Annotated in this window: 10 protein-coding genes; all 10 read left to right on the top strand. The window is 72.4% G+C overall.

Annotated features, from left to right (window positions below; genetic code table 11):
- Nucleotides 1-61 precede the first annotated feature (61 nt).
- The 10 genes from AB3M82_RS05800 to AB3M82_RS05755 are packed head-to-tail and all read left to right on the top strand — an operon-like array spanning nucleotide 62 to nucleotide 18,243.
- The gene (locus AB3M82_RS05800; RefSeq protein WP_412956213.1) at nucleotides 62-6,148 is read left to right on the top strand and encodes an Ig-like domain-containing protein; all 6,087 of its coding nucleotides are present in this window, start codon (nucleotides 62-64) and stop codon (nucleotides 6,146-6,148) included.
- Nucleotides 6,149-6,191: 43 nt separating this feature from the next.
- Entirely contained in the window at nucleotides 6,192-7,163 is a 972-nt protein-coding gene (locus AB3M82_RS05795; protein ID WP_412956211.1) for an AAA family ATPase, read from the top strand.
- Nucleotides 7,163-8,425, top strand: a complete 1,263-nt coding sequence (locus tag AB3M82_RS05790) for a DUF58 domain-containing protein (RefSeq protein WP_412956209.1) — start codon at nucleotides 7,163-7,165, stop codon at nucleotides 8,423-8,425. Before AB3M82_RS05795 ends, AB3M82_RS05790 begins: the two co-directional genes overlap by 1 nt.
- On the top strand, nucleotides 8,422-10,824 hold the full coding sequence (locus AB3M82_RS05785) for a transglutaminase TgpA family protein (protein WP_412956206.1): 2,403 nt from the start codon (nucleotides 8,422-8,424) through the stop codon (nucleotides 10,822-10,824). The genes AB3M82_RS05790 and AB3M82_RS05785 overlap by 4 nt, the downstream gene beginning before the upstream one ends.
- On the top strand, nucleotides 10,821-12,104 hold the full coding sequence (locus tag AB3M82_RS05780) for an RDD family protein (RefSeq protein ID WP_412956204.1): 1,284 nt from the start codon (nucleotides 10,821-10,823) through the stop codon (nucleotides 12,102-12,104). Before AB3M82_RS05785 ends, AB3M82_RS05780 begins: the two co-directional genes overlap by 4 nt.
- Nucleotides 12,101-12,916, top strand: a complete 816-nt coding sequence (locus AB3M82_RS05775) for a PP2C family protein-serine/threonine phosphatase (RefSeq protein WP_412956203.1) — start codon at nucleotides 12,101-12,103, stop codon at nucleotides 12,914-12,916. Before AB3M82_RS05780 ends, AB3M82_RS05775 begins: the two co-directional genes overlap by 4 nt.
- A complete protein-coding gene (locus AB3M82_RS05770) occupies nucleotides 12,916-14,529 on the top strand; it encodes an FHA domain-containing protein (protein ID WP_412956202.1) in 1,614 nt (537 codons plus the stop codon). The genes AB3M82_RS05775 and AB3M82_RS05770 overlap by 1 nt, the downstream gene beginning before the upstream one ends.
- A complete protein-coding gene (locus AB3M82_RS05765; RefSeq protein WP_412956200.1) occupies nucleotides 14,526-16,157 on the top strand; it encodes a serine/threonine-protein kinase in 1,632 nt (543 codons plus the stop codon). The genes AB3M82_RS05770 and AB3M82_RS05765 overlap by 4 nt, the downstream gene beginning before the upstream one ends.
- Nucleotides 16,154-16,879 (top strand): hypothetical protein, encoded by a 726-nt coding sequence (locus tag AB3M82_RS05760; protein WP_412956199.1) that lies wholly within the window; start codon nucleotides 16,154-16,156, stop codon nucleotides 16,877-16,879. The genes AB3M82_RS05765 and AB3M82_RS05760 overlap by 4 nt, the downstream gene beginning before the upstream one ends.
- Nucleotides 16,876-18,243, top strand: coding sequence for an RDD family protein (locus tag AB3M82_RS05755; RefSeq protein ID WP_412956198.1), 1,368 nt, complete (start codon nucleotides 16,876-16,878; stop codon nucleotides 18,241-18,243). Before AB3M82_RS05760 ends, AB3M82_RS05755 begins: the two co-directional genes overlap by 4 nt.
- Nucleotides 18,244-18,303: the final 60 nt, after the last annotated feature.

Here is an 18,303-nt window from a genome sequence, read left to right as displayed (position 1 = left end):
CGTGCGGCTCGAGGCCGTCCGGCGATCTGATCTGACGATCGACCTGTGGGGGGAACGCGGGATGAAGGCGATGACGTGGATGCGCGCGCGGCCGAAGACGCTGGCATCCGCCGCCGGAGTGACGGTCGGCGTCATCGCGATCACCACCATGGCGTTCACCTACGAGGGCTTCCCGACCACGAAGGTCGACCTGAACGACGGCGGCGTCTGGATCACCAAGACCTCCAGCCTGCTCGTCGGCCACTTCAACCACGAGTCGACCGTCCTCGACGGCGGTCTGCGCACCACCGGCGAGAACTACGACATCCTGCAGGACGCGACGAACGTCCTCGTGGTCGACGAGAACGCAAGCACGCTCACCGCGGTCGACCCGGCGCGCGTCTCGCTCGGCGACTCGGCGGCCGTCCCCGGGGCCTCGAAGATCGCCCTCGGCGCCCGGACCACCGCGATCCTCGACCAGAACTCCGGGGAGCTGTGGGTCGTGCCGGTACAGGGCATCCCCGGCCTCGAGCTCAAGAGCAAGGATCCGGTCGCCGAGCTCGGCGAGAACGCCGACGTCACGGTCGCGAAGGACGGCACCGTCTTCGCGCTCTCGCCCGAACGCGGCGAGGTCGTCACGGTCCCGACCGACGCCGAGGGCGAGGCGCTGGACCCCACCACCGCGTCCGTGGGTGAGATCGACACCTCCGAGAAGCCCTCGATCACCGCGGTCGGCCGCACGCCCGTCGTTCTCGATGCGGGCGCGGGCGTGGTGACGACACCCGGCGGCTTCCGCACCGAGGTCTCCGGAGCGCGGGAGGCGGTGCTGCAGCACTCCTCGGCTGAGACGGATGCCGTCGCCCTCGCGACCCCGGACGCCCTGGTCAGCGTGCCCCTCGACGGCAGCGCCCCCACCGAGACCTCGGCAGGCGGCAACGGCACCGCCGCGGCGCCGGTCTGGCTGCGCGGCTGCACGTACGGGGCGTGGGCGGGATCGGCGACCTTCATCCGCGAATGCCCGGGGACCAAGAGCGACGTCAACGCGACCATCGACGGCGCAGAGGACTCGAAGAGCCTCGTGTTCCGCGTCAACCGCGACGTCATCATCCTGAACGACGCGGTCGGCGGCGCGGCCTGGATGGCCGACGAGAGCCTTCAGCGCGTCGACAACTGGAACGACCTCACCCCTCCCGAGGGCGAGACCGAGAACGAGGACGACTCCACCGAGGAGACGGTCGAGACCACGCTCCCCGAACGCAAGGAGGAGAACACCCCTCCCATCGCCGAGGACGACTCCTTCGGCGTGCGCCCCGGCGGCACGACCATGCTCCCCGTGCTCGACAACGACAACGACCCCGACGGCGATGTGCTCGTGGCGAGCCTCGCCGAGCAGCAGCCGGCGATCGGCACCATCCAGCAGGTGCAGAACGGCGGATCGCTGCAGATCGCGGTCGACGAGAAGGCCTCGGGATCGTCGTCATTCACCTACGAGGCCGACGACGGCCGCGGCGGCAAGGACACCGCGCTCGTCACGCTCACCGTGTTCGACGAGAGCGTGAACTCCGCCCCGGTGCCGAAGCGCAAGACGAGCCTCACGGTCGAGACCGGCGGCACCATCTCGTACAACATCCTTCCGGACTGGATCGACCCCGAGGGTGACGACGTGTACCTGAAGGAGGTCATCCCGGCGGCCGGCGACGAGGTCGACTTCAGCACCGACGGCCAGATCACCTACAAGGCGACGGCGAGCCTGCAGGGCCGCAAGGAGGTGCAGGTCACGGTCTCGGACGGCTACGGCGAGACGGCGTCGGGCACGATCTCGCTCGACGTGCGCCCGCAGGGCTCGACGCAGCCGAAGACGAACGCCGATCACGTCGTGACGCGGGTGGGCGAGCAGGTCACGGTCGCCCCGCTCGCCAACGACACCAGCTCCGGGCGGGAGCCGCTGCGCCTCGGGCGCGTCAACGAGGTCGCCGGGGCGACGGTGCTCCCCGACTTCCCCAACAAGACCTTCACCTTCACCTCCGAGACGCCGGGCACCTACTACGTGCTCTACCTGGCGACCGCGGGCCCCGAGAACGGCGAGGGAATCGTCCGCGTCGACGTCCTCGAGGCGACCGAGACCGACCTGCCCCCGGTCGCGGTCCGCGACGTGGCCCTGCTGCCGACCGGCGGCGACGTGCTCGTCGGCGTGCTCGCGAACGACGTCGACCCGTCCGGCGGCATCCTCGTCGTGCAGTCCGTCTCGATCGAGGACGACTCCGGCATCTCGGTGTCGGTCATCAACCACGAGACCCTCCGCATCACCGACCAGGGGTCTCTCACCGATCAGGCGCGCATCACGTACCGCATCTCGAACGGCGCCAAGTCGGCCGAGGGCGAGGTGGTCGTGATCCCCATCCCGGCGCCCGACGAGATCCTCCAGCCGGTGGCGAACGCCGACACCGCGATCGTGCGCGCGGGCGACGTCGTCACCATCCCGGTGCTCGACAACGACACCCACCCGAACGACGACGTGCTGCACGTCGCGCCGGAACTCGTCGAGTCGCCGGATCCGGAGGACGGCGAGGCGTTCGTCTCGCAGGACACCGTGCGCTTCAAGGCCGGGCCGGAAGCGAAGACCGTCTACCTGACCTACGACGCCGTCGACTCCCGTCAGCAGAAGGCCGCCGGCTACGTCACCATCCAGATCCTCCCGGTGGATGCCGAGACCAACGCCGCGCCCCGCCCGCAGGACCTCGTCTCGCGCGTGCTCGCCGGGTCGGAGTCGAACATCGCGGTGCCCCTCGACGGCATCGACGCCGACGGCGACTCGGTCGAGCTGATCGACATCGCATCCAGCCCCTCGAAGGGGCGCGTCACCGAGACGGGCCAGAACTACTTCACCTACGAGGCGTTCGACGACTCGGCCGGCGTCGACGTGTTCAAGTACCGGGTGCGCGACCGTCTCGGCAAGGAGGGCATCGCGACGATCCGCGTCGGCATCGCCCCCGCCGAGGAGATCAACCAGAAGCCGTACGCGGTCAAGGATGCCGTGGTGGTGCGTCCGGGGCGCGAGATCGCCGTGCCGGTGATGGAGAACGACTCCGACCCCGAGGGCGACAAGATCACCCTGGTGAAGGACGGGCTCGAGGTGCCGACCGACACCGGGATCACTGCGCGCGTCTCGGGCGACCGCGTGCTCGTGCAGGCGCCCGACCGCTCGCTCGAGACCTCGCTGCAGTACACGATCCGCGACGCCCGCGGCGCGACCGCGACGGCGGCGCTGCAGATCACGGTCGACGAGGACGTGCCGCTGCAGGCGCCCGTCGCCCGCGACGACCGCGTGCGCCCGACCGACCTCACCGAGGGCACGCTCGACGCCGACATCGAGATCCTCAAGAACGACGAGGACCCGGACGGGACCACCGACCGGCTCGAGGTGACGCTCGGCGAGGGCGCCACGCAGCTCGAGAACGGCAAGGTGCGGGTGACGGTGACGGAGGAGCTGCAGCTCATCCGCTACACGCTCACCGACCAGGACGGGCTCACGGCATCCGCCTTCATCTTCGTGCCCGCGGAGTCGGGCCTGCGTCCGATCCTGGACTCGACGAAGCCGGTCGAGGTCATGAGCGGGGAGACGAAGGAGCTCCCGCTGTCGAAGTACGTGACGATCGCCGGGGGCGGCACGGCCCGCATCACCGAGCACGCCAAGGTCTCGGCGGTGAACGCGAACGGCGACGACCTCGTCAAGGACGCGTCGACGCTGATCTACACCTCCGCCGACGGATACTTCGGCCAGGACGCGATCACGTTCGAGGTCACCGACGGCACCGGGCCGGACGATCCCGAGGGCCGCAAGGCGACCCTCAGCATCCCGATCAACGTGCTGCCGCCCGACAACCAGCAGCCCGAGTTCGTCGGCACCGAGGTCGTGGTGGCCCCCGGCGAGGACCCGACCGAGGTCGACCTCGCCGCGCTGACCACCGATCCCGACCCCGAGGACAAGGGGAAGCACAAGTACACCTACGTGACCGGCGCAGGGAAGGGCATCACGGCGACCGTGAACGGCAGCCGGCTCGAGGTCCAGGCGTCGTCCGACGTCGAGAAGGGCACGGTCGCGTCGCTCACCCTGCGCGTGACCGACGGCACCACGGAGCCCGTCGAGGGCACGGTGACCGTGAGGGTCGGGGCGTCCACGCGGCCGCTGCCGACGGCGAACACCGACACGATCGCCGAGGCCGACCAGGGCAAGAGCATCACCGTGCCGGTGCTGGCGAACGACTTCAACCCGTTCCCCGACAAGCCGCTGAAGCTGCTGACCGCCTCGACCGAGTCCGGTTCGGGCGGGGCGACGGTGAAGGGCGACGAGGTCGTCGTCACCCCCGCCGCGAACTTCGTCGGCACGATGGTCGTGCGCTACCGCATCCAGGACGCGACGAAGGACCCCGACCGCGAGGCGAACGGGCAGATCGTCGTGACGGTGCAGGGCGTGCCCGAGGCTCCCGGAGCCCCCACGGTCACGAGCGTGCAGGACCGCACGGTCGTCGTGTCGTACGGCGCCCCCTCGAACAACGGCGCGGAGATCACGAAGTACACGGTGCGCTCGGTGAGCGGCAACGCGTACAGCAAGGACTGCCAGTCCACGACCTGCACGCTCGACGGCCTCACCAACAACGTCGAGTACACCTTCCAGGTCACGGCCACCAACCGCGTCGGCGAGTCGAAGCCCTCGGGCACCTCGGCGGTCGCCCGCCCGGACGCGCGTCCCGACACGCCCAACCCGCCCACGCTGACGTTCGGCGACAAGTCGCTCAAGGTCGCGTGGGCCACCCCGACCACTCCGGGATCACCCGTCGAGAGCTACACGCTCGAGATCTCCCCGGCGCCGCCGTCGGGTGTGACCCAGAAACAGGCGACCGGCAACTCGATGACCTGGGAGGGGCTGGAGAACGGCTCGAACTACCAGGTGCGCGTGCAGGCCCACAACCGCGCGCCCGAGCCGTCGAGCTGGAGCAACTGGTCCGCCTCGGAGGTGCCCGCCGGTCCGCCGATGCCCGCCGCGGCTCCGACCGTCACGCAGCTCCAGGGTGTCGGCGACCAGGCGCAGATGCAGGTCAACTGGGCTCCCGGCAACGCGAACGGCGATCCCATCCGCTCCTTCCAGCTCGAGGTGTACAACGGGTCGCAGATCGTGCGCACCCTCACGCCCGGGGCGTCCGCGCGCTCGCAGGCGGTGACGGTGCCGACCTCCGAGACGCCGTACACGTACCGCGTCCGCGCCGAGAACAAGGCCGGCTGGGGTGAGTGGAGCCCGATGTCCGCTCCGAGGCGCGGCGTCAACAAGCCGGGTGCCCCGAGTCTCACGAGCGTGAGCGAGGGCGACCGCTCGCTCACGCTCGCCTACACGCAGGGCGCACGCAACGGCGCCAAGCCGGGCGAGATCCAGGTGCAGTACTCGCTCAACGGCGGCAGCAGCTGGGCGGCGATGCCAGGCAACAACGTCGTCAGCGGCCTGCAGAACGGCACGACCTACAACGTGCGGGTCCGGGCCGTCGCCACGGTCGACGGGCAGACCTATGCGAGCGACGCCTCCAACCAGGTCAACGGCAATCCGTACGGGCCCCTGGGGCAGCCGGGGCTCTCGGCGACCCAGAACCCGCGCAGCGTCACCTTCAACTGGAACGGCAACGCCTCGGCGAACGGCCGCAACATCACCCGGGTCGAGGTGAACATCGACGGACGCGGTTTCGAAGGAGTGGCCGCCAACGGCTCGCGCACGGTCGGCGACGGCTACAGCGAGCGGCACACGATCACGGTGCGGGTGACGGATGCCGCGGGGCAGACGATCACGCGATCCGCCGAGCAGACCTCGGGCGCCCAGCCGCCCCGGCAGGCGTGGGTGACCTCGAGCGGCGACGCGAACGGCCAACCGAACTGCAACGACGGCACGTGCTCGTACTTCTTCGTCCACGCGCGCAACTTCCCGGCGAACACGCCCGTGTACGTCCAGTGCGCCAGCAACGCCCCGGCGCCGTACGGCGGCACGTTCGGCGGACGCAACATGCGGACCGACGGCAACGGCAACATCGAGGAGCAGATCGGCTGCTACCTCGGCATGCGCCGCGGCACGATCCAGGCGTGGGTGGTCATCGACGGGACCGAGTACGAACGCAGGACCTGGCAGTGACCCACGCGAATCCAGCACGAGAAGAACAGGGAACAACACGCTCATGACCATGACTCCCGAGCAGGCCACCTGGTTCCAGGGGACCTTCCACCGTCTCGTCGAGAACGTCGACAAAGCGGTCCAGGGCAAGCGCGACGTCGTGAGCCTGGTGCTCTCGGCCATGCTGGCCGAGGGGCACGTGCTCCTCGAGGACGCGCCGGGCACCGGCAAGACCAGCCTCGCCAAGGCCCTCGCCGCGACGGTCCAGGGCACGAGCACCCGCATCCAGTTCACGCCCGACCTGCTGCCGTCCGACGTCACCGGCGTGACGATCTACGACCAGCAGCAGCATCGCTTCGAGTTCCACCGGGGTCCGATCTTCGCGTCGATCGTGCTCGCCGACGAGATCAACCGCGCCTCGCCGAAGACCCAGTCGGCGCTCCTCGAGGTCATGGAGGAGTCGCGCGTCACGGTCGACGGCGTGACGCACGAGACCGGCCGGCCGTTCCTGGTCATCGCCACGCAGAACCCCATCGAGCAGGCGGGCACCTACAAGCTGCCCGAGGCGCAGCTGGACCGCTTCCTCATCAAGACGTCGATCGGCTACCCCGACCTGGCGATCACGGAGAGCATCCTGGCGGGCGCCTCCGACCGCAACCCGTCGGCGGGTCTGAGCGCGATCATCACGACGAGCGCCGTCGCCGACATGGCCGACCTCGCCGCCTCGGTGCACGTCGAGCCCGCGGTGCTCCGCTACGTCGCGCAGCTCGCCGAGGCCACCCGGGAGGATGCGGCGATCCGCCTGGGCGTCTCGGTCCGCGGGGCGATCGCGATGATCCGCATCGCCAAGGTCTGGGCCGCCGCCCACGGCCGGCACTTCGTGCTGCCCGACGACGTCAAGGCGCTCGCGCGCCCGGTGTGGCAGCACCGTCTGCTGCTCGACGCCGAGGCGGAGTTCGCGGGCACGACCAGCGATGTCGTGATCGCCCGGGTGCTCGAAGCGGTCGCGGCACCGCAGGCGCGAACGGCGGCCTGATGACGACGGAGGCCCTGCCGGCGGCGTCGCCGACGACGGAGCGCGACGCCGGATGGCGTGACGTCGCTGCCGTCATCGGCGCGCGCGTGCTCGCGCGCCTCCGCCTCATCGCCGGTGCCGTCCGGCCGCTCGCCTGGGTCCTGATGGCCCTCGCGGTCGGTTTCTGGATCCTGGGCCAGGTCGCCGGATGGGCGGAGTTCACGATCGCGGCCACCGTGATCGCGATCACCGTGCTGCTCTGCGCGCTCTTCCTCATCGGCCGCACCGCTTACGACGTGTCGCTCGACCTCGCTCGCACGCGGGTCGTCGTGGGCGAGCGGGCGGTCGGCGCCTTGACGCTCGCGAACCGCGGCACCCGCGCCATCCTCCCCTCGCGCGTCGTGCTTCCGGTCGGTTCCGGTCGCGGCGAGTTCGGCATCCAGCGCCTCGCCCCGGGGGAGGAGGCCGAGGAGCTGTTCGCGATCCCCACGCAGAAGCGCGGCGTGGTGAAGGTCGGCCCGGTGAGCGTCGTCCGCGGCGATCCGCTCGGGCTGTTCGAGCGCGCGCGCCGACGCGACGACCCCGTCGACCTGTACGTGCATCCGCGCACGGTGCTCTTCGACGGACAGTCGCTCGGGTTCCTGCGCGACCTGGAGGGGATGCCGGCGACCGATCTGTCGCGCGACGACGTCTCGTTCCATGCGCTGCTCGAATACCAGCCCGGCGACGACCTGCGTCACGTGCACTGGCGATCGACCGCCCGCACCGGCACCATGATGGTCCGGCAGTACGAGGAGACCCGTCGGTCGCACTTCGTCATCGGGCTCTCACGCTCGGCCGGGGACTACGCCGTCCCCGACGACTTCGAGCTGGCCATCTCCGCCGCAGGGTCCATCGGTCTGCGGGCGCTGCGGGACTCGCAGCGCGTCGACGTCCGTGTGCAGGGGCGCGAGCTCCCCGCCGGCACGGGCAAGCAGCTCCTCGACTCGCTGTCGGCGATCGAGACCAGCAAGCCCCGCGAGGGCGGCATCGCCGAGCTGGCGGGGGTCGTGGCGGCCACCATGCCGCTCGCGAGCGTCGTGGTGCTGCTGTGCGGGTCGAAGGTGCGCCCCGACGACCTGCGTCTCGCCTGCTCGCGGCTGCCGTTCGGCGCGCGCGTGCTCGCGATCGTCACCGACGGGACGGTCACCGCCCCCGCGCTGCGGCGCATCGGCGAGGCCGACGTCCTCACGGTCGGCACGCTCGAGCAGGTCCCGCTCGCCCTCCAGCGGGTGCTCGCATGAGCGCCCCCGCCACCGCGGCCCCGGCGCTCCCGCTGCGGCGCTGGATCCTCGACCTCGGCGCGACCGCCGTGCTCGTCCTCGTCGCACTGGTGGGCTTCTGGCCGACCTTCGCGGGCCCGTCGTTCCTGCCGGCGGCCGTCGGCGGCCTGCTGCTCGGGCTCGGCGTCGCCGCAGTGTCGGCGTGGCGCCGATGGGGCATCCTGATCATCGCGGGGCTGACGATCGTGGCGTACTTCGTCTTCGGCGGCGCCCTGGCCCTCCCGCACACGGCGATCGCCGGGGTCATCCCGAGCCTGGAGACCCTGCAGAAGCTCGCCCTCGGTCCGGTCACGGCGTGGAAGCAGATGCTGACGACGGTGGCCCCGGTGGCGGCGGCCGACGATCACCTGCTCGTGCCGTTCCTGCTGGCGCTGGTGGCGAGCGTCACCACCGCCAGCCTGGCACTGCGCCTGCCGTCGGTCACCTGGGCGCTGATCCCGGCCGGCCTCGTGCTGATCCTGGTGATCGCGCTCGGCACACCCGAGCCCGCGTTCCCGCTCGTGCAGGGCCTCGTCTTCGCGATCGGCGCCATCGCGTGGCTGGCGCTGCGTCAGCTCTGGGCGCCGCAGAACTCGGCGATCTCGGTCAGCGAGATCGACCCCTCGCGCGCCGCGCAGATGCGGATGCGGCGGCTCCTCGCCGGCGCGGCCGTGCTCGCCGTGGCCGCCGGCGCCGGCGTCGCGGGCTCGGCCGTCGCGAGCCCCGGCGAGACCCGGCACGTCTTCCGCGACGTGATCATCCCGCCGTTCGACATCCGCGATTATCCGAGCCCGCTGCAGGCCTTCCGCAAGAACGTCCGCGACGACGCCGACAAGACGCTGTTCACGGTCCGCGGCCTGCCGAAGGGCGCGCGCATGCGCATCGCGGTCATGGACCAGTACGACGGCATGGTCTACAACGTCACCGACGGCGGACCCGAGTCGTCGAGCGCGTTCACCCCCCTGCGCTCGAACATGGCGCCGGATGCCGAGGGCATCCCGGTGACCCTCCAGGTCGAGATCGACGAATACGCGGGCGTGTGGGTGCCGGATGCCGGCGCCGTGTCGCAGATCTCCTTCACCGGCGACCGCGCCGAGGAGCTGCGCCGCGGCACGTTCTACAACCCCGACACGGGCACGGCGGTCGCGACGACCCGGCTCACGGGCGGCGACACGTACACGGTCGACACCGTGATGCCCGCGGAGATCGACGACGACCAGCTCGCCGAGGTCGACTTCGGCAAGGTCGCTCAGCCCAAGCAGAGCAACGTGCCCGAGGAGCTCACGACCCTCGCGGCCGAGACGGTCGCCGACGCGGAGTCGCCCATCGAGCAGGTGCGTGCGCTGGAGACCATGCTCTCCGACGGCGGGTTCTTCAGCCACGGCCTCCAGGGCGAGGTGCTGTCGCGGGCGGGCCACACGGCCGAGCGCATCTCGACGCTCGTGGGCGGCGACCAGATGATCGGCGACGACGAGCAGTACTCCGTCGCGATGGCGCTGCTGGCCCGGGAGGTCGGCATCCCCGCGCGCGTGGTCATGGGGTACTACCCCGAAGAGGAGGATGCCGGCGAGGCGGAGTTCGAGGCCACCGGCGACGACGTCCATGCCTGGGTCGAGGTGAACTTCGACGGCATCGGATGGCTGACCTTCAACCCCACGCCTCCTGAGGACCAGGTCCCGAACGACCAGAACACCAAGCCGCGCGTCGACCCGAAGCCGCAGGTGCTGCAGCCGCCGCCCCCGCCGCAGGAGCCGGTCGATCTGCCGCCCACGCTCCCCGACGATCGCAAGTCGGAGGACGAGGTGCTGAACATCCTCGGCATCCTCGGCCTGATCCTCGCCGTCGGCGGGGTCACCCTCGCCATCCTCGCGATCCTGGCGTCGCCGTTCATCGTGATCGGCGCGTGGAAGGCGGCGCGCCGTCGTTCCCGGCGCAACGCCGCCCGCACGTCCGACCGCATCAGCGGCGGGTGGGACGAGCTCACCGACCGCGCGGTCGACTACGGCGCCCGTCTGGCACCCGGCGGAACCCGGGTGGAGGAGGCGGCGATCGTGGCCGACTCGCTCGCCGTACCGCGTGCGACGGCACTCGCGGAGCGCGCCGACGCCGAGGTCTTCGGGCCGACCGAACCCCGCCCCGAAGACGTCGAGGCGTTCTGGGCCGAGGTCGACGAGATCGTCGGCGGGCTCGGCGCCGAGGCGGGCTTCTGGAAGCGCTGGAAGGCGCGCATCAGCCTGCGCTCGCTGCTCGGCGGCACCGCGGTGTCGCGCGGGCTCCAGGGCCTGAAAGAGGCGGCCGCCGCGCGCGTGCGCCGCGAACCTGGCACGATCGAGAACACGAACACCCCGACAGCCCCCACAGTCGAGAGCGAGACCCCATGACCATGCTCCCGTCCGGTCAGATCGCGCCGGTCTCCCGGCGCGCGGTCGCCTACCTCATCGACGCGCTCATCGCAGGCGGCCTCGCGATCGTCCTCGTGATCGCCCTCAGCGTCGCCGCCACGCTCTCGGGCAGCGTCGAGGCCATGCTGGCGACCCTCCTGATCGGCGGTCCGGTGGTCGGCGTCGTCGTGCTCGGCTGGTTCGTCGTGTACACCGTGATGCAGAGCCGCACCGGCTCGATCGGCATGAAGGCGCAAGGGCTGCGCCTGGTCTCGGAGACCGACGACGCCTCGCTCGGCTTCGGGCGGGCGCTGCTGCGCAACGTCATCTTCGGCCTCAGCGCCGCGATCGTCGTGGGCTACTTCACGCCGCTGTTCGACGGCTCGGGCCGGTTCCAGGGCTGGCACGACAAGGTCGCGAAGTCGCTCATGGTCGACGCCCGCGCCGACGGTGCATCCGCCGCGAACGCCACCGCGGCCGCGGCCGCCCCGGCCTCCCCGGGGGGACCGCTGGGCTCGGCCCAGCCGCCGGCGATCCCCGGCATCCCGCATCCGGGCTCTGCGCCGTACGCCGCCCCGCCCGTGCCGCCGCTGCCCACCGCGGGATCGTACGCCGCGCCCGCCCCGCAGCCCGCCGGCCCGGCGCCCGCGTACCCGGCACCCGCTCCGCAGCCGTACGCGCCGTCCGCCGCCGAGCCGCAGCACGCCCCGGAGCCCGCGGCCGTCTCGACGCCGGCCGTCGAGTCCGACGGCCTCATCGCCTTCGTCCCGGGGGTGACGCAGGACGCCCCGCCCGCGCGCGTCGCGCCGACGGCATCCGCACCGAGCCCGGCACCAGAAGCAGCGGCCCCGCCGACTCCGCCGGCCACGGTGCTCGCTCCCGCGCCCGCTCCCGCCGCGCCTGCCCCCGCGCCGACGCGCGAGGACGACCTGGAGGAGACCCGCATCAGCATCCCCGGGCACCGCATCGTCTTCACGTGGGACGACGGCACCCGCATCCCGGTGTCGCGGCGCACGATCTTCGGCCGCAACCCCGGGGCGGAGGACGGCGCGGTGCTGGTGCCCGTGCGCGACGAGACGCTGTCGCTGTCGAAGACGCACTTCGAGGCGGCGGCGGAGACCTCGGGCGGGTGGGTGCTGGACCGCCACTCGACCAACGGCATGACCATCGTCCGCGACGGTCAGCGCATCGCGTGCCCCCCGGGTCAGCGTGTGCCCGTGCGGCTCGGCGACGCGATCGAGATCGGCGATCGCATCGTCACGATCGGCGGGTACGCGTGAGGCCGGGACTCGTCGTCTCGCCGGGGTCGGCCACGCACCCCGGACTGCGCCGCGCCCTGAACGAGGACGCGCATCTCGCCACCGCGCCCGTGTTCGTCGTGGCCGACGGCATGGGCGGCCATGAGGCGGGGGAGCGCGCGAGCGCCGCCGTCGTCTCGGCGTTCGCCCGCTACATCGGGCGCACCGCGCTCGAGCTCGACGACGTGCGGCGGGCGCTCGCCCGGGCGCGCGACGAGGTCGAGGAGCTCTCGACCTCGGGCAACGGACGCGCGGGCACCACGCTCAGCGGCGTGGTCATCGCCTCGGTCGACGGCATGGGCTACTGGCTCGCGGTCAATATCGGGGACTCCCGCACCTACCGCCTCGCCGACGGACAGCTCGAGCAGATCACGGTCGACCACTCCGTGGTGCAGGAGCTCATCGAGTCGGGGGAGCTGTCGCCGGAGGAGGCCCTCACCGACCGCCGCCGCAACATCATCACGCGCGCGATCGGCGCGAGCAGCACCGGCGACGCCGACTACTGGATGTTCCCGGCGGAGTTCGGCGACCGCATGCTCGTGTGCTCCGACGGACTGACGTCGGAGGTGCCGGACGACCGGATCCGCACAGTGCTGCAGACGACGCCCGATCCGCAGAAGGCCGCCGACGTCCTCGTCGACGAGGCCGTGAGCGCGGGCGGTCGCGACAACGTCACGGTGATCGTGGTCGATGCCGTCTCGGTCGCGTCGCGGCCGGGCACGCTGCTCGAGACCGACGGCCACATCGACATGGACACGCGGCCCCGCGAGGCCGCAGCAGGAGGGGTTCGCTGATGCAGACCATCTACCGACCGGGACAGTGGAACCTGATCGTGATCCCCGGCGCGCTCGTCGCGCTGCCGCCCGACGCCCCGGCCGACGTGGTCGCGACCCTGTGGGAGCGGCTCCCGGCCGAGAAGACCCTCGCGACGGTCGTCGACGTGCTCACGACGCGGGCGGGCGGGTCGTTCACGGCTCTGCCGCCGTTCGCCGCCGCGGTCGCCGAGGGGGCCGATGTCCGCATCGCCCTGCGCGGCGGTGTCGCGGCCCGGGTGAGCACGGCGGCCGACGGCGCGCAGGAGCTCTCCGGCGCCGAGGTCACGACCTGGAGCGAGCGCTTCGTGGGCGGCGCCACGCGCATCGAGATCACCGTCGAGGCGACGGAGGGCGACGCGGCGCTGCCCGTGCAGAGCGGCATCGTGCGGGCCGCGGCGGTGAGCGCCGAGCTCGAGCTCTCCGACGCCGACCCCCTGGCGGCTGCGCTCGGACCGGTGCCGGTCGTCGAGCCGGCATCCGCGGACGTGTCGTCCGCCGTCCTCTCGGGCGGGCCGGTGCCGTCGCTCGCGCGTTTCGGGGGAGGGACGACGGATGCCGGGGCCGGCGGTGCCGGTGTCGGCGTCGTGCCGCCCGTGCTCGCCGTCGTGCCGACGCCCGGCGTGCCGGTCGGGAGCGCGGGCGTGCCGGGAGCGGATGCCGCGTCCTCATCGCCCGCCGAGCCTCCCGCCCTCGTGGCCCAGGACCCTGCGGCCGCGGCGGAAGCGGCGCAGGAGCCCGTCCCGGAGGGTGCCGGGAGCGCGGAGCCCGTCGCCGAGCAGCCTGTGGAGGAGGAGCCTGTCGCCGACGGAGCCGCCGCCGGAGAGGCTGCCGCCGACGATCCCGACGCAGCCGGAGTGCAGCCCGACGCGCCCGCGGCCGAGCTGGCCGCCGTCGATGCGGAGTCGCCGACCGAGCAGATCGCCGAGGTTCCCGAACCGGGCGACGACTCGACGCCTGCCGCGACCGATGTTCCGGCATCCACCGAGGCCCCGCAGGTCGTCGACGGCAACACGCTCTACCCCACCGAGGTGACGCTCGGCCCGGCCGACGACGACTTCGACCTGCTGTTCGGCGAGACGGTGCACTCGGTGTCGGGAGTGACCGCGCCGCCCCCCGCACCGCCCATCGGCGAGGGCGATCACGACGGCGCCACCATCTCGGCCGCCGAGCTGCGCGCCCTGCGCCAGCAGCCGTCGGCCGCCGACGAGACTCCGACCGCCGTGCTGCCGGTCTCCGAGGCGCCGACCCCCTCGGTCGGACGCCTGCGGGTCTCGACCGGGCAGGTGGTGACGCTCGACCGCACCGTGATCATCGGGCGTCGTCCGCGCTCCACCCGGGCCAGCGGCGCGAACCTGCCGCACCTCATCGCCGTCGAGAGCCCCCAGCAGGACATCTCCCGCAGCCACCTCGAGGTGCGCCCCGAGGGCGACACGGTCGTGGTGATCGATCTGCACACCACGAACGGCTCCACCCTGCTGCGCCCGGGCGCCGACCCCGTGCGTCTGCACCCCGGGGAGCAGACCCTCGTGCTCACGGGCGACGTCGTCGACCTGGGCGACGGCGTCACCGTCGCCTTCGAGGATCTCCCGTGAGCCGTCGCCCCTCGCCGCCGCCCGTGCTGCCCGGCTTCACCTTCGTGGAGCCGCTCGGCACCGGCGGCTTCGCCGACGTGTTCCTGTACGAGCAGGAGATGCCCCGGCGCCGCGTCGCCGTGAAGGTGCTGCTCGCCGACCGCATCTCGAGTGGCGCGGCGCAGGAGTTCACCGACGAGGCGAACGTCATGGCCATGCTGTCGACGCATCCGGCCATCGTCACGATCTACCAGGCGGGCGTCGCCGGCGACGGGCGCCCGTACCTGGTGATGGAGTACTGCCCCCGGCCCAACCTGCAGCTGCGCGCCCGCAAGGAGCCGTTCTCGGTCGCCGAGGCGCTGCGCGTCGGCGTCCAGGTGGCGGGCGCCGTCGAGACCGCGCACCGCGCAGGCGTGCTGCACCGCGACATCAAGCCGGCCAACATCCTGGTCACCGAGTACAACCGCCCGGCCCTCACCGACTTCGGCATCGCGTCGACGACCGGCGCCACCACCGAGGCCTCGGGCATGTCGATCCCGTGGTCGCCGCCCGAGTCATTCGCCGAGCCGCCGCAGAGCGGGGTCCGCACCGACGTGTGGGCGCTGGGCGCGACGCTCTTCACCCTGCTGGCCGGTCGCTCCCCGTTCGAGCGGCCGGGCGAGCGCAACTCGAGCGCCGACCTCATCGAGCGCATCGAGCGCGCGGCGCTGCCGCCGCTGGGCCGACCCGACTCGCCCGAGAGCCTCCAGCGCCTGCTCGAGCGGGCGATGGCGAAGAACCCGGACGACCGCTTCCCCAGCGCCGTGGCGTTCGCGCGCGCCCTGCAGAAGGTGCAGATCGAGCTGTCGCACTCGGTCACGCCGATCGACATCGTCGACGAGCATCCGTCGCCCGAGGAGCTGGAGGACGACGACGACGGCCTCACCCGGGTGCGCGAGATAGTCAGCATCGACCCCGACATGGCCGCGTTCACGCGCCCCTCGGCGACGACGCAGCCGCGCGGACCGGGCTTCGTGCCGCCCGAGGTGCCGCGCTTCGACTCGCCGGCGGCCGACTCGGCGCTCGACGAGACGCAGCTGCGTCCCTCCCGCACCCCCGCGCCGCCGCCGGCCTCCGACCCCGAGGACCGCACGATCCTGCGCGCGCCGCAGGTGGTGGCTCCGGATGTCGCGGCGCCGATCACGCCGTCGTTCACTCCGGCGCCGCCGGTCGCCCCCGCGCCGCAGCCGTCGTCGCCGCGCAGCCGTCGAGGGCTGTGGATCGGCCTCGCCGCACCCGGCGCGGTCGTCGTGGTCGGCGCGATCGTGGGTCTCAACGTGCTGGTCGCGGGGATCACCCCGGAACCCGACCCCCAGGCCTCGGAGGAGGCCGACCCGCAGGACGTGGTGCCCGACGTGGTGCCGAAGGTCGCGGAGCTCACGGGCACGCGCGACGGCGGTCAGGTGACCTTCACCTGGACGAACCCGTCGCCGCTCGAGGGGGACAGCTACCTCTGGTCGCAGATCGTCGTCTCGGGAGAGACCGACCAGCAGCAGACCGAGACCGAGACCGTGCAGATCCCCTCGACCGAGGGCATGGTCTGCATCGATGTGATGCTGCGGCGCGACGACGGCCGCGCGTCCGAACCTGTGCGGGGGTGCGTGGAATGAGCGGTACGACCGGAGTCACGGTCGAGTTCGCGGGGGAGTACTTCCCGGTGGAGAACGGGGGCCGGTTCATCGTGGGGCGCGAGGGAGACCTCGAGCTCGACGACAACCTGTTCCTGCACCGGCACTTCCTCGAGATCAGCGATGCGGACGGCCTGTGGTGGCTGTCGAACGTCGGCACGCGGCTGACCGCGACCGTGACCGACTCGGGCGGCGGCATCCAGGCCTGGCTCGCGCCGGGCGCACGCCTGCCGCTCGTGTTCGAGAAGACCACGGTGGTGTTCAGCGCGGGCCCCACGACCTACGAGCTGACCCTGCACGCGGCGGAGCCGGCCTTCCGCGCCACGCGGCGCGAGCACGACGACGGTGGAGCCTCGACCATCGGCGACGTGCCGCTGACGCTCAGTCAGAAGCTGCTCATCCTCGCCCTCGCCGAGCCGCAGCTGCGCCGCGACGGCACCGGCATGAGCGAGATCCCCACGTCCGCCAAGGCCGCGGAGCGTCTGGGCTGGACCGTCACGCGCTTCAACCGCAAGCTCGACAACGTGTGCGACAAGTTCGACCGCGTCGGCGTGCCGGGAATGCGCGGAGGACAGCGCAGCTTCGCCACGAACCGTCGCGCGCGACTCGTCGAGCACGTGATCGCGTCGCGCCTGGTCACGAAGGACGACCTGCCCCTGCTCGACACCGCGCACGCCGACGAGGTCGAAGGGGAGCAGGAGTGATCTGGGAGATCGACGACGGCGTGCCCGTCGTCGAAGGCCTCGACGCGCACGGACGACCCGACCCGGCCTATGCCGCGTCGCTCGGGCTGCGCGCCGCGCCCCGCGGCCGGCGGGTGCTGGCGTCCCTCGTCGAGCTCGCCGTCGCGGTGCTCCTCGCGCTGCCGGCCCTCATCGTCCTCACGCCCCTCCTCGTGGAGTCCATCGGCGGCTTCGACGCCGACGCGTTCTTCGCGCGCGACGACCTGCTGTGGATCATCATCGCCGTCGCCGTCTCGCAGGGCCTGACGACCGCCTTCGTCATCGTGCAGCTCGTGCTCCACGGCCGCAAGGGCGTCACGCTCGGCAAGGCCCTCTGCGGCATCCGCTCGATCAACGTGCGCACGCTCGAGCGCCCGGGGTTCTGGCGCGGAGCGGTCGTGCGGTACCTCGTCGGGTGCGCCTCGTTCCTCATCCCCCTCGTCGGTCCGCTGCTCGTCGTCGCCCTGTCGCCGCTGTTCGACATCGAGAAGCGCGGACGCGGGTGGCTGGATCTCGCGGCGGGCACCTGGTTCGTCGACGTGCGCCAGGGGCTCAATCCCTACGACCAGAAGCGCATGCGCATCGCGCGCAAGTCGGTCAAGACGCCCGAGCACGAGGAGAAGGCCCCGCTGCCCTCCCTCGCGACGCCGGTCGACCGCGACGCCCCCGCCGCATACGTGCCGAGCGCGCGACTCTCGGGCGGCGTCATCGGCGCGCACCGTCCGCCGACGGGCGCTCCGGTCGAGCGCGACGACCCAGCCCAGGGCGGTGCGCTCGTCTCGGCCGTGCCCGCGCCGCTCGCCACGGGTGCTCCGGTGCATGCGGCTCCCGTCCCTGCCCCGGCATCCGTCCCTGCCCCGGCACCGACGGCGGCTCCCGCGGCGACCACCGCGGCTCCGGCGCCCGTCGCGGCTCCGGCGCCCGTCGCAGCTCCGGCGCCCATCCCGGCTCCGGCGTCCGTCCCGGCTCCGGCGCCCGCGCCCGCTTCCGCCCCGGCGCCCCACCCCGCGGCCTCCGCCGTGCGCACCGTGCTCGTGCTCGACACCGGCGACCGGATCGAGGTGCGCGGCACGACGCTCATCGGCCGTTCCCCCAGCGCCGCCGCCGGCGAGGGCGAGGCGCAGCTCGTGCCGCTCGTCGACGACACCCGCTCGGTCTCGAAGACGCACATCGCCGTGATGCTCAGCCGTCGCGGCGTGTTCGCCGTCGACCGCGCCTCGACCAACGGCAGCGCCCTCATCCGCAACGGCGCCGAGACCCCGCTGGTCGCCGGCCACCCCGCCGAGCTGCAGATCGGCGACGTCGTGCGCTTCGGCGACCGCACGCTGCGCGTGGAATCGGCATGACCCCGCGGATGCCGGTGCACACCCCGACCGACGAGACGCGCGCCCTGCGCGGTGAGGACC

The sequence above is a fragment of the Microbacterium californiense genome, assembly GCF_047246625.1.
In the GTDB taxonomy this organism is placed as follows: Bacteria; Actinomycetota; Actinomycetes; order Actinomycetales; family Microbacteriaceae; genus Microbacterium.
Note: the sequence above shows the minus strand (reverse complement) of the source record. Positions and strands in the feature narration are given on the sequence as shown.